The sequence below is a fragment of the Colwellia sp. genome, from assembly GCF_013214175.1.
Classification (GTDB): Bacteria; Pseudomonadota; Gammaproteobacteria; order Enterobacterales; family Alteromonadaceae; genus Colwellia.
Map to the genome: position 1 here is coordinate 219,278 of NZ_JABSPA010000001.1, position 20,373 is coordinate 239,650.

18 protein-coding genes are annotated in these 20,373 nt (G+C 39.0%); 12 read left to right on the forward strand and 6 right to left on the reverse strand.

What is annotated here, in order from left to right:
• Positions 1 to 23: 23 nt before the first annotated feature.
• The gene (locus HRT55_RS00925) at positions 24 to 1,151 is read left to right on the forward strand and encodes a PilT/PilU family type 4a pilus ATPase (protein ID WP_291618140.1); all 1,128 of its coding nucleotides are present in this window, start codon (positions 24 to 26) and stop codon (positions 1,149 to 1,151) included.
• Positions 1,152 to 1,530: 379 nt separating this feature from the next.
• Here HRT55_RS00925 and HRT55_RS00930 read toward each other — a convergent pair whose 3' ends face one another.
• Complete coding sequence (locus tag HRT55_RS00930) at positions 1,531 to 1,992, reverse strand: hypothetical protein (RefSeq protein ID WP_291618142.1); 462 nt, start codon at positions 1,990 to 1,992, stop codon at positions 1,531 to 1,533.
• A gap of 347 nt (positions 1,993 to 2,339) precedes the next feature.
• Here HRT55_RS00930 and cobT point away from each other — a divergent pair, with 347 nt between their 5' ends.
• From cobT to HRT55_RS00960, 6 genes are all read left to right on the forward strand, one after another.
• Positions 2,340 to 3,542: a nicotinate-nucleotide--dimethylbenzimidazole phosphoribosyltransferase gene (gene cobT, locus HRT55_RS00935; RefSeq protein WP_291618144.1), complete on the forward strand. Its 1,203-nt coding sequence runs from the start codon at positions 2,340 to 2,342 to the stop codon at positions 3,540 to 3,542.
• A complete protein-coding gene (locus tag HRT55_RS00940) occupies positions 3,539 to 4,402 on the forward strand; it encodes an adenosylcobinamide-GDP ribazoletransferase (RefSeq protein WP_367240840.1) in 864 nt (287 codons plus the stop codon). Before cobT ends, HRT55_RS00940 begins: the two co-directional genes overlap by 4 nt.
• On the forward strand, positions 4,399 to 4,959 hold the full coding sequence (gene cobU / locus HRT55_RS00945; protein ID WP_291618146.1) for a bifunctional adenosylcobinamide kinase/adenosylcobinamide-phosphate guanylyltransferase: 561 nt from the start codon (positions 4,399 to 4,401) through the stop codon (positions 4,957 to 4,959). Before HRT55_RS00940 ends, cobU begins: the two co-directional genes overlap by 4 nt.
• A gap of 155 nt (positions 4,960 to 5,114) precedes the next feature.
• Entirely contained in the window at positions 5,115 to 5,939 is an 825-nt protein-coding gene (locus tag HRT55_RS00950; protein WP_291618148.1) for a histidine phosphatase family protein, read from the forward strand.
• A gap of 49 nt (positions 5,940 to 5,988) precedes the next feature.
• Complete coding sequence (locus tag HRT55_RS00955) at positions 5,989 to 7,557, forward strand: cobyric acid synthase (protein WP_291618150.1); 1,569 nt, start codon at positions 5,989 to 5,991, stop codon at positions 7,555 to 7,557.
• 124 nt (positions 7,558 to 7,681) lie between these two features.
• Positions 7,682 to 8,095: a putative zinc-binding protein gene (locus HRT55_RS00960; RefSeq protein WP_291618152.1), complete on the forward strand. Its 414-nt coding sequence runs from the start codon at positions 7,682 to 7,684 to the stop codon at positions 8,093 to 8,095.
• Between the two features lie 97 nt (positions 8,096 to 8,192).
• Here the strand turns inward: HRT55_RS00960 and HRT55_RS00965 are convergent, their stop codons facing one another.
• From HRT55_RS00965 to HRT55_RS00975, 3 genes are all read right to left on the reverse strand, one after another.
• Positions 8,193 to 9,338 (reverse strand): hypothetical protein, encoded by a 1,146-nt coding sequence (locus HRT55_RS00965; RefSeq protein WP_291618154.1) that lies wholly within the window; start codon positions 9,336 to 9,338, stop codon positions 8,193 to 8,195.
• A gap of 152 nt (positions 9,339 to 9,490) precedes the next feature.
• Entirely contained in the window at positions 9,491 to 9,793 is a 303-nt protein-coding gene (locus HRT55_RS00970) for a DUF3301 domain-containing protein (protein WP_291618156.1), read from the reverse strand.
• A 12-nt stretch (positions 9,794 to 9,805) separates the two neighbouring features.
• Positions 9,806 to 10,870: a DUF3549 family protein gene (locus tag HRT55_RS00975; protein ID WP_291618158.1), complete on the reverse strand. Its 1,065-nt coding sequence runs from the start codon at positions 10,868 to 10,870 to the stop codon at positions 9,806 to 9,808.
• 147 nt (positions 10,871 to 11,017) lie between these two features.
• Between HRT55_RS00975 and HRT55_RS00980 the strand changes: the two genes are divergently transcribed.
• Both HRT55_RS00980 and HRT55_RS00985 read left to right on the forward strand, forming a co-directional pair.
• Positions 11,018 to 11,362, forward strand: a complete 345-nt coding sequence (locus HRT55_RS00980; RefSeq protein WP_291618160.1) for a YqcC family protein — start codon at positions 11,018 to 11,020, stop codon at positions 11,360 to 11,362.
• Between the two features lie 82 nt (positions 11,363 to 11,444).
• Positions 11,445 to 12,251: a pseudouridine synthase gene (locus HRT55_RS00985; protein ID WP_291618791.1), complete on the forward strand. Its 807-nt coding sequence runs from the start codon at positions 11,445 to 11,447 to the stop codon at positions 12,249 to 12,251.
• Between the two features lie 124 nt (positions 12,252 to 12,375).
• On the opposite strand, the gene HRT55_RS00990 is transcribed toward HRT55_RS00985, so the two are convergent.
• Both HRT55_RS00990 and HRT55_RS00995 read right to left on the reverse strand, forming a co-directional pair.
• Entirely contained in the window at positions 12,376 to 12,954 is a 579-nt protein-coding gene (locus tag HRT55_RS00990) for a 5-formyltetrahydrofolate cyclo-ligase (RefSeq protein WP_291618162.1), read from the reverse strand.
• Between the two features lie 271 nt (positions 12,955 to 13,225).
• Positions 13,226 to 14,665 carry a peptide MFS transporter gene (locus tag HRT55_RS00995; protein WP_291618164.1) on the reverse strand — a complete coding sequence of 480 codons (1,440 nt, stop codon included), beginning with the start codon at positions 14,663 to 14,665 and terminating at the stop codon, positions 13,226 to 13,228.
• Positions 14,666 to 15,054: 389 nt separating this feature from the next.
• On the opposite strand from HRT55_RS00995, the gene HRT55_RS01000 reads away from it, so the two are divergent.
• The 3 genes from HRT55_RS01000 to HRT55_RS01010 all read left to right on the forward strand — a co-directional run bounded on the left by HRT55_RS01000 (position 15,055) and on the right by HRT55_RS01010 (position 20,354).
• On the forward strand, positions 15,055 to 17,817 hold the full coding sequence (locus tag HRT55_RS01000) for an SLBB domain-containing protein (protein WP_291618166.1): 2,763 nt from the start codon (positions 15,055 to 15,057) through the stop codon (positions 17,815 to 17,817).
• A 126-nt stretch (positions 17,818 to 17,943) separates the two neighbouring features.
• Entirely contained in the window at positions 17,944 to 19,224 is a 1,281-nt protein-coding gene (gene tviB, locus HRT55_RS01005) for a Vi polysaccharide biosynthesis UDP-N-acetylglucosamine C-6 dehydrogenase TviB (RefSeq protein ID WP_291618168.1), read from the forward strand.
• A gap of 95 nt (positions 19,225 to 19,319) precedes the next feature.
• The gene (locus tag HRT55_RS01010; protein ID WP_291618170.1) at positions 19,320 to 20,354 is read left to right on the forward strand and encodes an NAD-dependent epimerase/dehydratase family protein; all 1,035 of its coding nucleotides are present in this window, start codon (positions 19,320 to 19,322) and stop codon (positions 20,352 to 20,354) included.
• Positions 20,355 to 20,373 lie beyond the last annotated feature (19 nt).

Consider the following 20,373-nt stretch of genomic DNA (forward strand, 5'->3'; position numbering starts at 1 on the left):
GTAAAAGAAATAGAGGATATTAGATGAGACTTCATCAATTATTAGAAAAAATGGTAAAAAAAGACGCTTCGGATATGTTTGTTACCGCAAAAATGGCGGTGAGCGCAAAGATAAATGGTGAGTTGCAACCGATAGATGATGTGGTATTAACGGCTGAAGAGTCTTTAGAACTTGTCCATGCCGCCATGAATGAAAAGCAGCAGAAGCAATTTCATAGCGAAAAAGAATGTAACTTTGCTATTGAAATTGATGATATTGGCCGTTTTCGTATCTCTGCTTTTTGGCAAAGAGATATGGCCGGTATGGTTGCTCGTCGTATCGTCACTGTAATACCTGATGTTGACGATTTAGGTTTACCACAGATACTTAAAGAAGTTGTTATGTCTAAGCGTGGCTTAGTACTTTTTGTTGGTGGAACCGGTACGGGTAAATCAACCTCAATGGCATCACTGATAGGTTATCGTAACCGTAATTCCTGTGGCCATATTTTAACCATTGAAGATCCGGTGGAATTTGTCCATGAACATGGAAAAAGTATGATCACTCAGCGTGAAGTTGGTTTAGATACCGAATCTTTTGATGCGGCACTGCAAAGTTCATTACGACAGGCGCCCGATGTTATCTTAATTGGTGAAATCCGTAACCAAGAAATTATGGAGCATGCGCTTAGTTTTGCTGAAACGGGTCACTTATGTATTGCTACGCTGCATGCTAACAATGCCAACCAAGCCATTGATCGGATTATGCATTTAGTACCAGCGGATCAACACGGTAAATTATTATTTGATTTGGCATTAAACTTACGCGGCATTATTGCTCAACAACTGGTACCGACAAAAGACGGCCATAGTCGTGTTGCCGCCATTGAGATTTTACTTAACTCGCCTTATATCAGTGAACTTATCAAAAAAGGTGACATCGGTAGTATTAAAGAGGTTATGGAAAAGTCGAATGAATTGGGCATGCAAACGTTCGATCAGGCGCTTTTTAATCATTACCAAAATGGTTTGATCACTTATGCTGATGCTTTACATCACGCTGATTCACCAAATGATTTACGCTTAATGATTAAATTACGTAGTAATGATCAAGCGGGTACCGGTGGATTATCTGGGGTAACGTTAGACGGTTTTGAGCCGACAGATAGCTAGCAACTGTTGCCTTGTTAGTTACTATTACCTGGTGAGTAGCCTTTACTGACTTGCTGGTTATAACTGAGTTTTCGGGTATAACTGAGTCGTAGGCTATAAAATTCGAAAGCTGATATTTACTTATTTTCAAAAGTAACTATCAGCTTTTTTTATAGCTGAAATAATACCATTTGGATTAATTAAGGTTCCAGAATTCAATGAGAATAAATTTTCAAGAACAAGGCGCTTGATTGAGCAATAGCTGGCTATTGAGATTGAAAGCAACGATGTTATTGGAACTTTAGGCCATTTGAAAATGATCACTTAGTTAGTGCAATTGGTATAAGTATCTTTAAGAGTCTAAGTCTTATGCTGATAGGTATTAGATGTTTATTTTAAGTTAATCTGTGTTCTTGCTCGGCTGTGAACTATTACCAACATAATAGTAAAGCGTCCAAGTGGTAGAAAATATGCCCGATGTTGGTACTAAATGAGTTGAGAAGCTTACCTGCTCACTATGTTTAGCGTCTTGATTAGTAAAAACTGCCTTCATGCCATCATCGTGTTTTCTTTTACTCTCTTCTAATTGCCACTCATCGCCTAAGCATTGCTGAGTGATTTTTTTTGCATTGTGGTAATAGTTTTTCGCGGTTTCTTCATCTGGCGCAATTAAGCGACAAGAATAGGAATGTTGCTTGCCTCCCCATGAAAATACTTGGCAGCTTTCACCAAAAAGCTGATATTTAGCTTTCCACATATTACTGACTCTGCCGCCCACTTTTATCTCTTTAAGTTGCTTAAAGTCATCATAATAAGCACTTTTAAGTAAGTCGAGCTTAGTACAAGGGTTCGTCAGGGGCATAATGTTGGCGGAAATTTTTGTATTTTGATTAACACAACTTGTCAAAAAGATGCTTGAGAGGATAAGGGTACATTTTGTAATTATTTTCATAAAACTATATCAGCCTGACGTAAAATTTTAAGGTAAATACTTGCTATTGGTGATGGTACAGAGTTTTAACTCTTTTTCCTAGCTAAGCTAGTGGTAAAATTCACTAGTGCAAGCAATAAAAAGATAAAAAGCAACAGGGTGTTAGGGTGACTTTAACGCTATATCATAGTGAAAAGAGTTATGTTTTTAGCAAGTTAAATAGCTTAAAATAGAAACATTATTTTTCTTATTTATTACAACTCTTTAGACTAAGCCTCATGATGCCTATTTCACCTTTAAGTAAAGAAACATTCGACAGTATCCAAGCCAAAATAGACCATAAAACTAAACCACTAGGCGCCTTAGGTGCACTTGAACCCTTGGCTTTACAACTCGCTTTAATTAACCAGCAAAGACGAGAAAACAACTGCAAGCTTGCTAGTGCTAGCTTATCTAACACTGTTGATGAAGCCAGTGAAAAAATAAGTATGAAAATGCCGAGCATGTTGGTTTTTGCTGGCGATCACGGCATCAATGAAGAAAAATTAAGTATTGCCCCCAGTGAAGTGACCCAGCAAATGGTAGTCAATTTTTTACAAGGCGGTGCAGCGATAAACTGCTTTTGCCAAAGTAATGAGCTTGCCTTAACTGTGATTGATTGCGGTATATTACAAGCCATTAATCAGCATGAAGTTCCTCAAGTGGTAAAGGATAAAAAGGGCGCTGTTAAGCTTATTGAGCAACGACTTGGCGCCGGTACGCATAACTTTTCACTAGGGCCAGCTATGTCTATCACTCAGGTAGAGCAAGGCTTTGAATATGGCAGGCAAGTAGTTAATGCGCAAGTCGCACAGGGGGTCGAGTTATTATTGCTTGGTGAAATGGGTATTGCCAATACTAGCTCTGCTGCTGCGTTAATGTCAGCGCTGACTACATTTAGTGTCGAGCAATGTGTCGGTCGAGGTACTGGCATTACGGATGAGCAATTAAATAAAAAAATAGCTTTGATAGAGAAAGCATTACAGCGAGTTAGTCTATCTTGTAAAGAGTCGAGTAGAGATTCCGGGAAAGAGCCTGAGACTTTAAATAAATCTGAGGTACTAACTCTCTTATCTGAATTAGGCGGTTTCGAAATAGTACAAATGGTCTCTGCGATATTAACGGCGGCAGCTAAAAGTATTCCGGTTGTTATTGATGGCTTTATCGTGAGCGTGGCCGCACTTGTTGCCCATCGCTTGGATAAAAATGTCGCCAACTACCTTATATTTTCACATGTCTCGCAAGAGAAAGCTCACCAAGATTTACTGTCTGAGCTATTAGCTGCACAAACATTAACTGAGCAAACTGGCCAAGCCTTATTAAATCTAGGTTTACGTTTGGGGGAGGGCACTGGTGCTGCACTTGCTTATCCTTTAATTAAAGCGGCGGCAAGTTTTTATAATAATATGGCCAGTTTTGAAAGTGCAGGAGTTACTGTGTGACTAAGCCAGAAAATGGACAGATAAAAGCACAGGTAAAAGAGTCTCAGATAGAGCAGTTGATAGCGCAAGCAAAGAGTCAGCTGAATTTATTTTATTTGGCGCTAAGTTTTTTTACTCGTTTACCTGTGCCCCAATCAATGCACTATTCAGAGATATTACTCAATAAAGCTAACCGATATTTTTCCTTAGTGGGCTTAGTAACAGGTTTACTTCTTGCGTTGATTTATGTCGGTTTTAGTAGTTTTTTACCCGTCAATATCGCTGTGTTGTTAATTATGGGCGTAAGTTTACTACTAACCGGCGCTTTTCATGAGGACGGTCTAGCCGATATGGCTGATGGCATAGGCGGCGCTTTTACTAGAGAAAAGCGACTAAGCATAATGAAAGATAGTCGTATTGGTACATATGGCGCTGCTGCTTTAGTGATGGCTTTGCTGTTAAAATTTACCTTGCTAGTAGAGCTAACTCAGCAAGATAGTAACCACTTACTTTTGGCACTAATTTTAGCGGCAAGTTTATCTAGGGCTGTTGCGGGTAGTTTAATTTCTAGCATGCCTTATGTCACAGATGACGATCTAAGTAAGAGTAAGCCCTTAGCTCAAGCACAATCTTCAACTGAATTATCTATCTTACTCTTGATAGGAATTGCGCCATTAATTTTTTATGCAAGCGAAGTGGTCTTTGCTTTGTTGCTGGTGTTATTGATTTTTCGTTGGTTATTTAAGCAGTGGCTTATGGACAAAATAGGTGGCTTTACCGGCGATTGTTTAGGCGCAGCACAGCAAATTTCCGAGTTACTTATTTATCTAACGCTGGTTTCCTTTATCAATAAAGATATCTTGTCAGGGGTAATCACTTGATTCATTTTGTTTTAGGTGGGGCTCGCTCGGGTAAGTCGAAATTTGCCGAGCATCAAGTACTGGAGATGACAACAAGGCAAAATAAACAAGCCGTTTATATTGCTACGGCAACCGCCATTGATGTGGAAATGGGCTGCAGAATAAAGCAGCATAAAAATGATAGAGCTGCTTGGGGTGATAGCTGGCAACTCATTGAATGCCCATTAGCGCTTGCCGAAAAACTGACTGATCTTGATAGCAATAATGTATATTTATTAGATTGCTTAACTTTGTGGTTGAATAATCAACTTTATGCGGTGCATGGAGCAACTAACGGCGAACAAGGTCAGCACTTACAAACTGAGATAGATAGTTTAGTGGTGTCTTTAAGCTCAGTAAATGCTGAGGTTATTATTGTCAGCAATGAAATAGGTCTAGGGGTTATCCCCATGGGCGAATCAACCCGCTTATATGTTGATTATTGTGGTTGGTTAAATCAAAAAGTTGCTGGCATTGCCGATAAGGTCACCTTGGTAACCGCGGGCATTCCGTTAACGATAAAAAATGTTAGTGGGTAAGTGATAATTATACCAATTTAATTTAATTATCGCTTACTTGTGCTGGTTAAAATACCTCAAGGCGGTGTTTCTCTCAATCCCAATAGCCAGCTATTGCTCAATCAAGCGCCTTGCCCTGATTTATTTTTTCTGCGCACAACAAGATCACAAACTTAATGGAATTGGTATTATTTATGCTTGAAATAGAGTTAATAAGGCATGTAAAGGTAACTGGTAAACCGGCTTTATATGGTTGCACAGATATAGAGCCTATTGCTAATGATAATCGTCGTTTACTTAAATACTTAGTTGCCCAACAAAAAACGACTACTGCTCACCAAGCTATTGTTTGCTCACCTCTAATACGTTGCCAAGTTTTAGCGCGAGAATTTTCCGAGGCTTGCCACTTACCGTTAGAGTTATCTCCGGATTTACAAGAGATGAACTTTGGCTGTTTTGATGGAGTTCCTTTTGATGACATTCCTTTTGATAATACTCCCTTTAGCGAAGCGAAAAACCGAAGCTCAAAGGGGCACAATCGAAAGCTAAATGAACAAAATCCTGAGCTTCATTGGTCACAACTTGAAGCCTTTTTTCATGCGCCAGCGGACATAGTGTTACCTAAGGCAGAGACCTTAGCCGTTTTTCATCAGAGAGTAATAAACGCCTGGCAGAATTTGCTAGCGCAACATATAGCTATTGCCGCTAAGAAAAAAGAATCGAAAACACCTCGACGGGTTTTAGTTATTGTCCATGGCGGTGTTATTCGCATGATCTTAGCGCATATATTACAGCTTGATTGGCAACAAGCCAGTTGGCATCAAAAATTACAAATTGGTTATGGCAGCCTCTCTCGGGTTTGTGTTAGCCAGCCTTATCAAGATAAAAAGCAATGCCGGCAAGCAGACCAGCAACCGTACCAGAAAATACATCAACAACCAGATCAGCAATTACACCAGCAAGTGACGGCTATTGCCATACCGCTGCTCGAGGATTCTTAAATTGAAAGCCAAGCATTACAAGCAAGCCAGGCAAAGTAAGACTGATACTATGAACAACCCTTTTGAGTTAGAAAAATCTGCTCAAGGCAAAACCTTGATGGTGCAAGGGACAACTTCCGATGCAGGAAAAACTACTTTAGTAGCAGGCCTTTGTCGCTTGTTTGCTGATTTACATATTAAGGTAGCACCATTTAAGCCGCAGAATATGGCGCTCAATAGTGCCGTTACCCCTTGTGGTGGCGAAATAGGCCGAGCGCAAGCACTACAAGCCAAGGCCGCGCGCTTACCTTTAGATGTCGATTTCAATCCTATATTACTAAAGCCTAATAGTGATACTGGTGCACAAGTTATTGTCCATGGCAAAGCACTTAGCCATAACGCATCGTCGAATATGGAAGCTAGTGAGTATCAAGATTATAAAAAAGTGGCTATGCACGCTGTGCTTAGTTCACATCAGCGCTTAATAAAAAAATATGACTTGGTGGTAGTAGAAGGAGCGGGAAGCCCGGCAGAGATAAACTTACGTGAGGGTGATATTGCCAACATGGGCTTTGCCGAGGCCGTCGATTGCCCGGTGTTAATTATTGCTGATATCGATAAGGGCGGAGTTTTTGCGCAATTGGTTGGTACCTTGATGTTGTTGTCACAGTCAGAGCAAGACCGAGTTGTTGGTTTTGTCATTAATCGCTTTCGTGGCGATATTAAGTTACTTGAGTCAGGTTTGACCTGGCTGGAGCAAAAAACCAATAAACCCGTGTTAGGGGTTTTGCCTTATTTACACGGCTTAGATATATCTTCTGAAGATGCGCTGGTAACAAAGCAGTCATCAACACAAGGCACATCGTCTTCAGGCAAAGTGCGTATTGTGGTATTAGTTTACCCGCATATAAGTAATCACACTGACTTTGATGCTTTGCGCCATCATAAAGATATTGATTGCCAATTTCTGTTCGCTAAGGGCGCTGAAGGTGATACTAGCCCTGAAAAAATAGCTATTCCTCCCTGTGATTTGATTATTTTACCTGGTAGTAAGAATGTTCGTAGTGATCTCAGTTTTTTACGCCAACGTGGCTGGCATAATGATATTGCCAAACATCTGCGTTATGGCGGTAAAGTAATCGGCATTTGTGGTGGTTATCAAATGCTCGGTCAATTGATCGATGATCCCGATGGACTGGAAGGACAAGCGGGCAGCAGTAAAGGTCTCGGCTATTTTGCTATGAAGACAGTGTTAAAGCGGCAAAAGATCTTGCTTAATGTTTCAGGACTATTGCAACTAGCTGGACAAAGCGTTGAAATCTGTGGTTATGAGATTCATGCCGGTGAGAGCACATTTATTAATGACGACGAAAAACCGCTTGATACGCTACTTGATATTCAAGGCGATAAACAAGGGTTAATATCCGAAGATGGTCAAATAGCAGCTTGTTATTTACATGGTTTATTTGACCAACCGAATGCCTTAAAACTCTTTATGCATTGGCTTGGTCATGAGGTAAGTCAAGCGCCGAGTATTGAACTACTTGAGGAGCAAGCCATTGAACGTATCAGTCAAGCATGTCAAAAACATCTGGATATGGCAAAAATAAAACAAATAATAACAGACTGGTACAAATAACCACAAAAACATAATGGTTATTGTTTGCTGTATTGATCTAAATCAATTCTTAGTTATTTCTGCTTGTTAAAATGCTCTTATTGGTAATGTTGCCAGCTGAAAAAGGTAGCGGAGGAGTGGCTTAATGTCGTACTTACAACAATCCCCTAAACTCAATAGTGATAAAAGTAAGAGTAAACCAATAGTTTATTCATGCTCTGGTTGCTCAAACCTTGCGCAGATGGCGCACAATATTTCTTTAAATCTTGATGGTGACGGTATTGCTGAGATGTCTTGTGTTTCAGGGGTTGTCGGTCAGGTTGAACCTATTCTTGCACTGGCTAAATCAGGTCGAGCTATTATTGCTATAGATGGCTGCGAGCTGGGTTGTACTAAAGCTTGCCTAGATAAAAGCGCTATCAAAACCGATCACTATTTTAAAATTAGCGACTTAGGCTTTGATAAACGTGATAAATGGCAAGATTCTCTTAGTGAGAATACCATTGCCATGAAAAGTATCTATCAAGGCCTGATGAAGGCGGGTATTGGCTTTACTTAAAAGCCAATTAACAGTAAAAAATTATTATAAAAAGCGGCTCAATTTAATTGAGCCGCTTTTTTATTTTGCATTCGATTATATAGCGGTATAGTTCAAACTAAGCGTCTTTATCTAAAAAAGGTGCGTACTGATTGTGTTTACCCAATACTGCTTGGCTGCCTTTAAGAGAGAAGCTATAACCACAAAGTGAAAATTTACCACGAAAAGCCAGTGCCTGTACTAGTTCTTGACTATCAAGGGGAGAGAAACTAGCAAAGTATTCACTGCCGCTTTCAACCAAAACAGTTAAAGGACGTAAAGCACTACCTTTATTAAATTTAATACTTTGACAGCTTTTATCACCCTTTGCGGATAGCTGTGACCATAGCTCACCATCAGGAACTTGATCAGCCTGCCAGTGAATAATAATTCCCTGATATTCAGATAAGTATAAATTGAAGTTATCTGGCATCTCAAGCAAATGATTTTTAGTAGTAATGCTATTACTGGCGGTGTTTTTAGAGCTGTCTTGTGGTTCAGTCAACTCAGTGTTATTGCTACTTAACTGCTGTTGATTGATTGAATTAAATAAACTATTAACAAAGACCGCGATAAAAACCAGCGATACGCTGGCGATTACCCCAAGTTGTAATTTACGGTTACTAAGGAACTTCAAACGAATAAGTTCACCAATATCGACTTGTTTACTGTCAGTTACATCATCTGAGTGATAATTTTGCGCAGAGTTTTGTTCTGCTACAGTTTCATTGATATAAAGTTGCTCGCTAATGCCTGTTGCAACTAGGGTTGGTTCGATACGTTGATTATGAGTTGTCATACCAACAGATTCTTGTTGGTAAATACTTAGATCGACTGGGCCGTAATAACCCAAGATATATTTATCTTGGTGTTTTTTATTTTTACTTGGGTAAGTGAGTAATAAAGCGCTACTGAGCGCCGGTAAAATTAACAAATAGAAGCTACTACTACTCTCAATAATTAAACTTAAGATTCCGGTAAGTAAAAAGAGCCCCGCGGGCACTAATTGCCAATTTTTATTTAGTTTAGCGTCGTGTAATCGTCGTTTAGTACTACAGATGAGTACAGTGGTTAATATTAATAAAAGTGCAAAACTAACCACTAAATAGCCGGAAAAAATTACCGAACAAAAAATAAAGCCGAGTAAAGCAAACATTGAGCTTGCCAAAAAACGACTGCGATCATCAAATCCTTCTAAACAAAAAACGGCTTGTAAAAATGGCACAAAAATCTCCAACAGATAGATTAAAACTTGGTGCTTGTTATTTATTAAGGTAACTTATTCTTTAACTAAACTAATGCTTTAAGGTAACAGCGATTTAGTGGTTAGTATGACAATAAATTCCAGTGTGATTTTTTTACTAATAAAGGTCAGTACTAATTTACTCGATATGCGGGTAAGTTAATTTGCTCGAGCTTTAAACCATAAAGGGTTAACACACCTTGGTTATTTGATTCACCATCGCCACTAAAATCAAAATCAAAAGTGCTATAAATATAGGGTCCATGCTGCTTAGTAAATTTTATCCGACTTGAGCGCCTTGCCAAAGAGATAAATTGTAACCCGGCTTCTTTGCAATAACGATTTACATGCTTTTTAGCGGCTTCTGATACTTGTCTTAAGTAAACGAAATACCAGCAAAATAAACAAAAGACTAATAAATAATATATATTTTCCATAAATAATAATACCTAAGTTTGTCTAAACAATTGCCCAATGGCTTGTGCTAGTGCCGGTGAGCGATTTTCACTGCGAATACAAAGAAAAACCACGGGCCTCATTAAAGGAATAGCCACTAAATCTTTAAATATGCTAGCGAACATGGCTAAGTCGTCATTAGTGAGTAAGTGCTCGAAATAAGCCATCAGTGTTTTCTCATCAGCTAAAGCCTGCCAACAACGACTTGATAAAGTAATTAATAACTCACTACTGACTTGCTGCTGAGTCAAAATTTTTGCAACAACCGCTTTAACATGAATATGCTGACTATTGGCTGCTAGTGCACGTAATAATGGTGCAGCTCTTACTGTTGCTTCTGGCTTTATTGAGGCACTTGCCAATGCGTTTGTTAATGAACTAACCAGCGCATCGATTAAAGCTACGGGGTATTGTTCATTCTCTAAGGCACTACACACTGGCGATAATACTTCCTCAGGTAAATGTGGCAGCGCTTTGACTAGCAGTTCGCTATGATTATCTTGCTTTATTCTGGCAATAAGATCAGTAATACCTTGTACACCAACCCCTTGCCAGTTATCTGCGTGATTTTCTTGGCTAAGGTAATGCTTAAAAGGTGAAAAATATTCACTGGGCGGCTGCTTCAAATCTACTTTGATTTTACTGTTTAAACTGGCTAATTTATATTGCGCAGGGGTAAATAGGTAAGGGTTAGACTTAAGTAACTCTTCTTGTTTTTTAGACGTTTCTTGCGTTAAATCAGCGCCTAGGGCATCGACAATAATCGAGATAAAGTGATTTCTTGCCCCTTGGTTTAATAAACCACGTTCATCAAGAGGTAACTTCAATAGCCATAAATAAGGCTGTGATGCTTGTTTTTGCCAAAAAGCAATAGCAATGCAAGCATGTCCCTGAGTCGGGGTAGGGTAAGGTAATTGGTTTAACTCAACCTTTTCAAATTGTTCTTTGGGTAATTTAGTGACTAGTCGCCCAATATCATAAAGACGATATTGTGAGCCAGAAATTTTAAGTAATTCTGATAGGGTAGCTATGTTCTCTGCTGGAGCTGTGTCAGTCATAAATTCAATAGTATTGCCGCTTGTTATAGCGCCTTATTATAAGGATAATGACGCCATTAACATAGTAAAACTATTGACCTAATTATCGACCTAAGTTATTAACCTTAAATAATCTACCTTAACTAATCTAGCTAAAATAAACGACAGATGATGAAAAAACACTTTGAACACACCGAAGAATTGCTTGCAGCGTTAACCACTGAGCTTAAATCTCTTAAGCTTTGGCAAATACAGCAACCAAGTGCAGCTGAGCTTGCTAGTAGTGCGCCTTTTTGCTGTGATACCTTAGCCTTTGAGCAATGGTTACAGTTTATATTTATTCCTCGAATAACTCAGTTGATAAATCAGCAACAAGCATTACCGGCGAAAATAGCGTTAAGGCCCATGGCAGAAGAATCCTTTAAGCATTTATCTGCTAAAGCTAAACCTCTGCTTGATATTATCCAAAATATAGACCAAACATTAACAGCCCAAGGTGATTACAGTGAATGATATTAATGCCGCTGATGTAAGTTCTAGCCTTAGTGATGATGAGGAAAAACCAGTACTTAATATATTATACCAAGATGAATATATGGTGGCGGTTGATAAGCCAGCGGGCTTATTTGTTCATCGCAGCTTTATGGATAGAGATGAAATCTATTTTGCTTTGCAATTAGTACGTGATCAAATAGGGCAATATGTTTATCCAGTGCACCGTTTAGATAGACCAACATCAGGAGTACTTCTTTTTGCTTTAACTAAAGAAGTTGCTAGGAAACTCAGTGAAGCCTTTGCTAATAAGTCTAGTCAAGCTGAGATTAAGTTAACGGCTACCGCTAACACTAATGCCGAGTCAGAACAGCAAGATGACCTCAACGAGCCTACGGTTATTCATAATGTCGATAACACTAGCTTAGCCATGGTAAAAACTTATTATGCCTTGGTACGTGGTCACCTAGCAGTGCCAGCTGGTTTTATTGATCACCCCTTAAAAGAAAAACTGGATAAGCTGGGTGACAAAAACGTTAGCCGTGATAAGCCGGCACAATCTGCGAAAAGTTATTATCAAGTGCAGCAGCAAGCGAGTTTGCCATTCAAAGTCGGTAAATTTGATAGCGTGCGTTATTCTTTAGTTGCAGTAAAACCGGTTACAGGCAGACGTCATCAAATTCGTCGTCATCTAGCCCATTTACGTCATCCTATTTTAGGGGATATTAACTATGGCGATAATAAACAAAATCCATTTTTTATTGATCACTTTGGTTTTAAGCGCTTAATGCTGCACGCTATGTCATTAGAGTTTAATCACCCGATTAGCGATATAAAAATTAAAATATCCGCGCCGTTCGATCACCAGTGGCAGCAGGTATTTACTGAATTAAATTGGCCACAAAATTAACGTAATTTGTTAATGGGATTCATCATTAGTAAGGTGATTTCTCGATAAGCAGCTAGCTATTCAGTTAAAGGATTTGTTATTTTTGGCTTGCTAAAAAAGCGAAGCTAAACAGAACTAGTTAATACTAGGTAAAGTAATAGTTTTTACTTGGCGTGATTATTTCCGGTAAAGGGATATCCCAACTCTCTACCGGGATACTTTCAACAAGCTGACAATCATGGGCCAGCCCTAGTGGGTAAAGCTTACTTTGTTGCCAGTGGGCAAGGCTTCGGTCATAAAAACCTCCGCCCATACCTAGCCTGGCGCCAGTTTCATCAAAAGCTACTAGCGGAGTGCATATAATATCAAGCTCGGTTAATGGACAAACCTTAGTAACATCTAATTTAGGCTCTAAAATGCCAAAGGCATTGCTAACTAACTTACTATCTTGTTGGTAACGCAAAAAAAGTAAATTCCCAGGGCTAAAAGGGTGTACAACCGGTAGGTAAAGCTCTTTTTGTTGTTGCCAACACCAATCAATAAAAGCTGCCGTACCTAGCTCGCCATCATTAGTTAAATAAACTGCAATTCGATCAGCCGCTTGAATTTTACTATGATTAGATAAGCTTGTTGCCAGTGCAATGGAGGCATTATGCTGCTGTGTTACCGATAAGGTATTACGGCGTTGTCTAATTGCTTTTCGTAATTGTGAACGTGCATTCATAAGGGAATTATCTTTATCAGTTCTTGGTTATACCAATTTCATTAAATTATTGCTCACTGTGCTGGTTAAAATACTCCATGCCAGCGTTGCTCTCAATCCCAATAGCCAGCTATTGCTCAATCGAGCGCCTTGCCCTGATTTATTTTCCCTATGCACAACAAGATCACAAACTTAATGAAACTGGTATTATTAATAATTTTTAGGAATAAAAAAAGCTGGGCGATTGCTCACCCAGCTTAATACTATTCTTGTAACTTGTAACTCTTACGAATTATCTGTGTGTTTCAGAAATACCTTCGTGAGTACCTGTCACTGAAATTTCTTCTTCAATCTTACTTTCTAAATCATGGCTGCTCTCACCTTCAGCGCCATGCATCCATTCAACTAATTTACCTGCTGAAAGGTAGATGATAAGACCGGTAATTAAAGCACCAATACCAACACCCATAAAGATATTCGCGGCATTATTGACCATCTCTTCACCTTCACCAACAAATGAGCCAATAAATGCAGCTAACCAGTTTGATAAGGCGGTAAAGAAGAACCAAATACCCATTAATAATGAGGTGAATTTAAGTGGGGCTAATTTAGTTACCATAGACAAACCAATCGGTGATAAACATAACTCACCTAATGTATGGAAAAGGTAAGCGAATACTAAGAATAACATGCTTACTTTCACTGCGACATCGCCGCCTTGAACCATGGTAGCCCATAACATCACGAAGAAACCTAGTGCTAAAAATAACATCGCCAGGGCGAATTTCTTCGGTGAAGTTGGCTCGTTTGAGCCCATTTTAACCCAAGTAGAGGCAACAAAAGGCGCTAACATAATAATGAACATCGCATTCAATGATTGAAATGATGAAGCGGCAATTTCAAAACCAAAGATAGTACGGTCGGTGAAGTCAGACGCATAAATGGTAAATAAACCACCGGCTTGTTCAAAGCCAGCCCAGAAAATCACCGAGAACATGCTCATAATTAAAATAACTTTCATGCGATCGATATCTTGAGGGGTTAACGGTGCATCTGCTTTCTGCTCACCTTTAGTGCGTTTAGCTGATGGCTCAACACCAATATCACCTAAATATTTATTCGCTAGGGTCAGCTGTAAGGTTAAACCAATTAACATACCACAACCGGCTAAGATAAAGCCGTAATGCCAGTTAACGGTTTCTCCAAGAACACCAACAGTAATAGGTGCTAAGAAAGCACCTAAGTTAATACCCATATAGAAAATAGTGAAAGCGCCGTCACGTCTGTGATCGCCTTCTTCATAAAGCTCACCGACTAAACTTGATACATTGGCTTTAAATAAGCCGTTACCAATAATTATAAGTGCTAAACCGAGATAAAATACCGTTTCTTCCATGCCGACAATCATCGACTTTGGAATGCCTAAGGTAAAGTAACCTAAGGAGAAAATTAGTCCGCCCCAAATAATAGCTTTACGTTGACCAATATAGTTATCGGCTAACCAACCACCTATTACCGGCGTTAAATAAACTGCCATGGTAAAAAAGCCATATAACCTTAATGCTTCTTGGTTAGTCCAGCCAAAACCACCGTCTTGTGTTGAGGCAATAAGATACAATACCAATAAGGCACGCATACCGTAATAACCGAAACGCTCCCACATTTCAGTACCAAATAAAAGGAAAAGTCCTTTCGGGTGGCCAAACAGCGTCCCCGCATTAGGTGTAGTCATATCATGATCCTAGATTTTATCTTTATAATTATGTGCGTTAGTTTTAACTGTGCTTTTTACTGTAACAATTTTCAATTGCTTTTTTCAGTAAAGGGAGAGTTATACCTTTGTGAACTAATAAAGGCAAGTTTTGTTATAAAAGATTGTATACAAAGCTATTGTAGCCGTAGAGAAATGTTTCCTAGTACTTCGTCCGCTAAATAATTAGCAAAAGCTAATTTAGCTTGACGACTTACTTGGTTAACATATTGTTTGCATAGCCGTATACTGCTAAACTTCGGCGTCACTAATTTAAGTGGTTAAGCTCGGGCTCTTTTCATTCAAGGATAGATTACAGCTCAGCTTAAATGTATTACCGCACAGGCTATATAATAGGAATTTTTGCTAAAATGATAACCGCCATCAAACAGTTTGTTAAAAATCACCATACCAATAGCTATAATCTATTGGTAGTGGCATCGCTAGTATTGACTTTTTCTCTAGCAACTTCCCCATTTAAAGCGTTTGCTTACGCTCAACCTACTCCAGCGCAAATCGAACAATTTAAAAATCTGCCACCAGCGCAACAAGAAGCACTGGCTAAGCAAATGGGCGTTGACATAAATAGCCTTAAGGGGCAAACGTCAGGTGGTTCAAGTGAACAGGTAAAGAATACCGAAACTTACCCGCGCGGTACTCAGTTTGATGCTGATGGCAACCCTATTGTTGAAAATGATGACTTAGCCGAGTTCGAAAAAAGTGATGAGTTAAAACCATTTGGTTATGAAGTTTTTGCTAATGCACCGCAAACCTTCGCCCCAATGATGGATATTGCCATCCCTGCCGACTATATCATGGGGCCAGGTGATAAAGTTTCAGTACAAATATTTGGCAAAGAAAAAGACGAGTTAGAATTAACGGTAAACCGTGAAGGGCAAATAGTTTTTCCATCACACGGACCCTTTACCGTGTCTGGTTTATCTTTTGATGAAATGAAGCGTTTGTTAACCGCGCGCATTAAAGAAAAAGTGATTGGAATTGATGTAGTTGTCGGTATTGCCTCTCTGCGCTCAATGCGTGTTTTTGTTTTAGGGGATGCCTTTAAACCTGGTCCTTATACTTTAAGTTCCTTATCAAGCATTACTCATGCGATTTTTGCTGCCGGTGGTATCAGCGATATCGGTAGTTTACGTAATATTCAGCTTAAACGCGCTGGTAAATTAGTGACGACGTTAGATTTGTATGACCTATTAATAAAGGGTGACTCAAGCTCTGATGTTTTATTGCAATCTGGCGATGTGGTTTTTGTTGCTCCTAAAGGCCATACCATTCGTGTTGAAGGTGAAGTACGACGCCCTGCTATTTATGAACTAAGCCAAGATTCCAACTTTAATGATGTCTTGACCATGTCTGGTGGTTTATTGCCAACAGCGTTTGCTAAAACAACCCGAGTTGAACGTTATAACCAAGATGCCTTACGTACGGTAGTTAATATCGACTTAACCAAGGCCGGTGATTTAGCAAAAAAAGTCCAAGCAGGGGATGCGGTCTATGTGATGAAAGCCGCTGAAATGTTTGAGCAATCTATTACTGTTATTGGCGCAGTCACTCGTCCAGGTAAATATCAATGGCAAACTGGTCAGCGTATTACCGACATTTTTCCAAGTATCGATTCGCATTTATTACACTCGGCCGACCTTAATTATTCTCTTGTGGTACGTGAAGTTGATATCGCCCGTAACATTGAAATACTACAATTTGATTTAGCTAAGGCTATTTCAGCACCTAACTCTAAAGATAACCTTATACTTGAAGGTAATGATAAGATTTTAGTTTTTACTAATATTGTCAAGTTGGTGCAAAGCAAGGTTAGTTTAGATGATTTAGCTTTTACCCAAGAAAATCTGGCAAAAAAAGAACAAGAGTGGGCGAAAGTTAAGTATAAAAGAAAGCAGTTTTGGTTAAAATACGGTGATGCAGAAAAAGCCGCTCTGCTTGATAATGAAGCTGCTGCTGAAGCTAAATTAATTGAGCAATCTATTGCGCAATTTAGTGGTGGAGAGCTAGAGGAAGAGGTTGATATTAAAGAGTTAACTATTTTCTCACGTCAACGTTTGTTGTGGCCGATTATTGAACAGTTAAAGCGTCAAGGTAAGTCAGGGCAGCCGATACTTCTTGTTGAAGTTGATGGTGAAGTGAAATTCCCCGGATTTTATCCGTTGGCTACCAATGCTCGTGTTGCTGACTTAGTTGCGGCTGCGGGTGGTTTAACTGAGTCTGCTTATGTGGTGCGTGCGGAAGTGACTCGTAATCAAATCGTTAATCATATGGCTCAGCAAAGCTCTATTAGTGTGAACCTTGGTGCAGCGCTTGCCGGTGAAGAAAAAGATAATGTTTTATTAAGCTCAAAAGATCGACTCAATATTCATCAAATTCCTGCCTGGAGTGAAAATAATGTGGTTGAGCTGAGAGGTGAATTTGTCTTCCCCGGTAAATATACTGTACGTCGCGGCGAAAGTTTAGCAGACTTAATTGCTAAGGCTGGTGGTTTTACTCAGTTTGCTCATCAAGAAGGCTCTGTGTTTACTCGTGTACAGTTACGTGAAATTGAGCAACAAAATTTATTGAAATTGACTGCCGATTTACGTGTTGAGATGGCATCTAAATCCATGTCAGATAAAAACTATTCACAAGACTATGCTGATGTACAGCAAATGTTAGCGGATATGGCCAATGTTCAGCCGGTAGGTCGCTTAGTACTTGATTTACCGAAAGTAATTAACGATAAGTATTATGATGTTTTATTAGAAGGTGGCGATGTGCTTTATGTACCTACTAAGAAAAATTCTATCAACGTCGTTGGTCAAATACAGGTAACCTCATCACATATGTATGATGTTAATTTATCGGCACAAGATTACCTCGCACAAAGTGGCGGCAGTAAAAAACGTGCTGATGAAGACCGCATCTATATTATTTCAGCTAACGGCAGTATTAAAATGATGGACAGTGGCAATTGGTTTACCAGCGATGCCGGCGATAACTTAAAGCCTGGCGATACCATAGTGGTACCGCTTGATGCTGAATACATGAATAACTTAGCCTTATGGTCTAGTGTCACTACCATAATCTATAACTCTGCCGTGGCAATCGCCGCTATCAGTGGCATCTAGCTGAAACTGTATAATTTAAAATACTGCTAGGCTTAAATGCCTAGCAAGTTAGACTGTCAAATAAATCATTAGCAAAACGCTTTCTAAGCTTTACTAATAGCGTTAATAAAAATAAATGGACCTAGTATGTTGCACTCATTAAAAAACGTAAATTTAGGTATAATTGGCCTAGGTTATGTCGGTTTACCCTTAGCAGTAGAGTTTGGTAAAAAATACCCCACTTTGGGTTTTGATATTAATAACAAACGGATTGAAGAATTAAAGCAAGGCCATGATTTTACTTTAGAAGTCTCAACTGAAGAATTAGCCGACTCAGCACTTATTTCATATTCAGCTAATGTCGACGACTTAAAGAACTGCAATGTTTATATTGTCACTGTGCCAACACCTATTGATAATCATAAGCAACCAGATTTAACGCCACTAGTCAAAGCGAGTGCTATGCTGGCGAAGGTGATGAATAAAGGCGATATCGTCATTTATGAATCAACTGTATATCCAGGTGCTACCGAAGAAGTGTGTTTACCTGAAATTGAACGCAACTGTCAGTTGGTTTTTAACCGAGATTTTTTCGCTGGTTATAGTCCTGAGCGTATTAACCCTGGTGATAAAGAACATAGGGTTACCAATATCTTAAAAGTGACCTCTGGTTCTACCCCTGAAATTGCTGATTTTATTGATGACCTTTATAAATCAATTATTACCGCAGGTACTTATAAAGCATCAAGTATCCAAGTCGCTGAGGCGGCAAAAGTGATTGAAAATACTCAACGAGATCTCAATATTGCTTTGATTAATGAGTTGGCGGTTATTTTTAATAAACTAAATATTGATACCGAAGAAGTATTAAAAGCGGCGGGTACCAAATGGAATTTTTTACCCTTTAGACCCGGTCTTGTCGGCGGTCACTGTATTGGTGTTGATCCCTATTACTTAACCCATAAAGCCCAATCCATTGGCTATAATCCGGAAGTGATTTTAGCGGGTCGTCGTATTAATGACTCTATGGGCGAATACGTGGTTTCACAATTAGTAAAAACCATGCTTAAAAGGAAGTTACCCGTTAATGGCGCTAATGTCTTAGTGATGGGCTTAACCTTTAAAGAAAATTGCCCTGATGTTCGCAATACAAAAATTGTTGATATCGTAACTGAACTTGGAGAATTTGATGTCAATGTCGATGTTTATGACCCTTGGGTAAATCCTGAAGAAGCAAAAAACCAATATGATATTGATTTAATTTCAGCGCCTAAACAAGCTCACTATGATGCGGTGATTTTTGCAGTTGCTCACCATCAATTTAAAGCTTTATCGGCTGATGAAATAAAAGCTATGATGAAAAAAGAGCATGTGATTTACGATCTAAAATATATGCTAGATAAAGAGTTAGCGGACATTCGCTTATAATATTTTTTAACTGGCATTAAACTTATATATGACATAAGCCTTCCTTAGCAGATCCTTCAGCGAAGGAGGGCTTTTTAAAAAGGACTATTTAATAAATGAATAAGTTTCAAACCATTAAGCAAGAGCTTATCAATGCACCTAAAATTTGGCTTATCACCGGTTGTGCCGGATTTATAGGTTCAAACCTTTTAGAAACACTACTGTTATTAAACCAAAAGATAGTGGGCTTAGATAACTTTGCAACCGGTCACCAACACAATTTAGATGAAGTGAAAACACAAGTATCTGCTGAACAATGGCAAAACTTTCATTTTGTTAAAGGTGATATTAGAGAGCTTAGTGATTGTAATAAAGCCTTAAATCATTATGAAAACGGTGTTGATTATATCCTCCATCAAGCGGCACTTGGCTCAGTGCCAAGATCTATTGCCGATCCTTTACTAACAAATTCAGCCAATATTACTGGTTTTCTAACTATGTTAACCGCCGCTAAAGAAAGCCAAGTTAAAAGCTTTGTTTATGCTGCTTCCAGCTCTACTTATGGTGACCACCCGGCGTTACCCAAAGTAGAAGATGTTATTGGTAAACCGCTATCTCCTTATGCGGTAACTAAATATGTTAATGAGCTTTATGCTGATGTTTTCTATAAAACTTATGGCTTAAATTGTACCGGTTTACGTTATTTTAATGTTTTTGGAAAAAGGCAAGACCCTGATGGCGCTTACGCTGCGGTAATCCCTAAATGGACAGCGGCTATGATAGCGAATGAAGAAGTATTGATTAATGGCGATGGTGAAACCAGCCGTGATTTCTGTTTTATTGAAAATGTCGTGCAAGCTAATATTTTAGCCGCCACAGCAAATGATGCCGGTAAAAACCAAGTGTACAATGTTGCCTTAGGTGATAAAACAAGCCTCAACACTTTATTTGCTAGTTTAAAAATCGCTATACAAGCGAATGGCATCAACTATCAACAATCACCAACTTATCAAGATTTTAGAGCCGGAGATGTTAGACATTCACAAGCTGATATTTCTAAAGCAAAATCGTTGCTGGGCTTTGAGCCAGAATTTAAAATTCAACAAGGTATAGATAAAGCCATGCCTTGGTACATTAATTTCTTGAGTTAATAAATTAACAAGAAGCTAA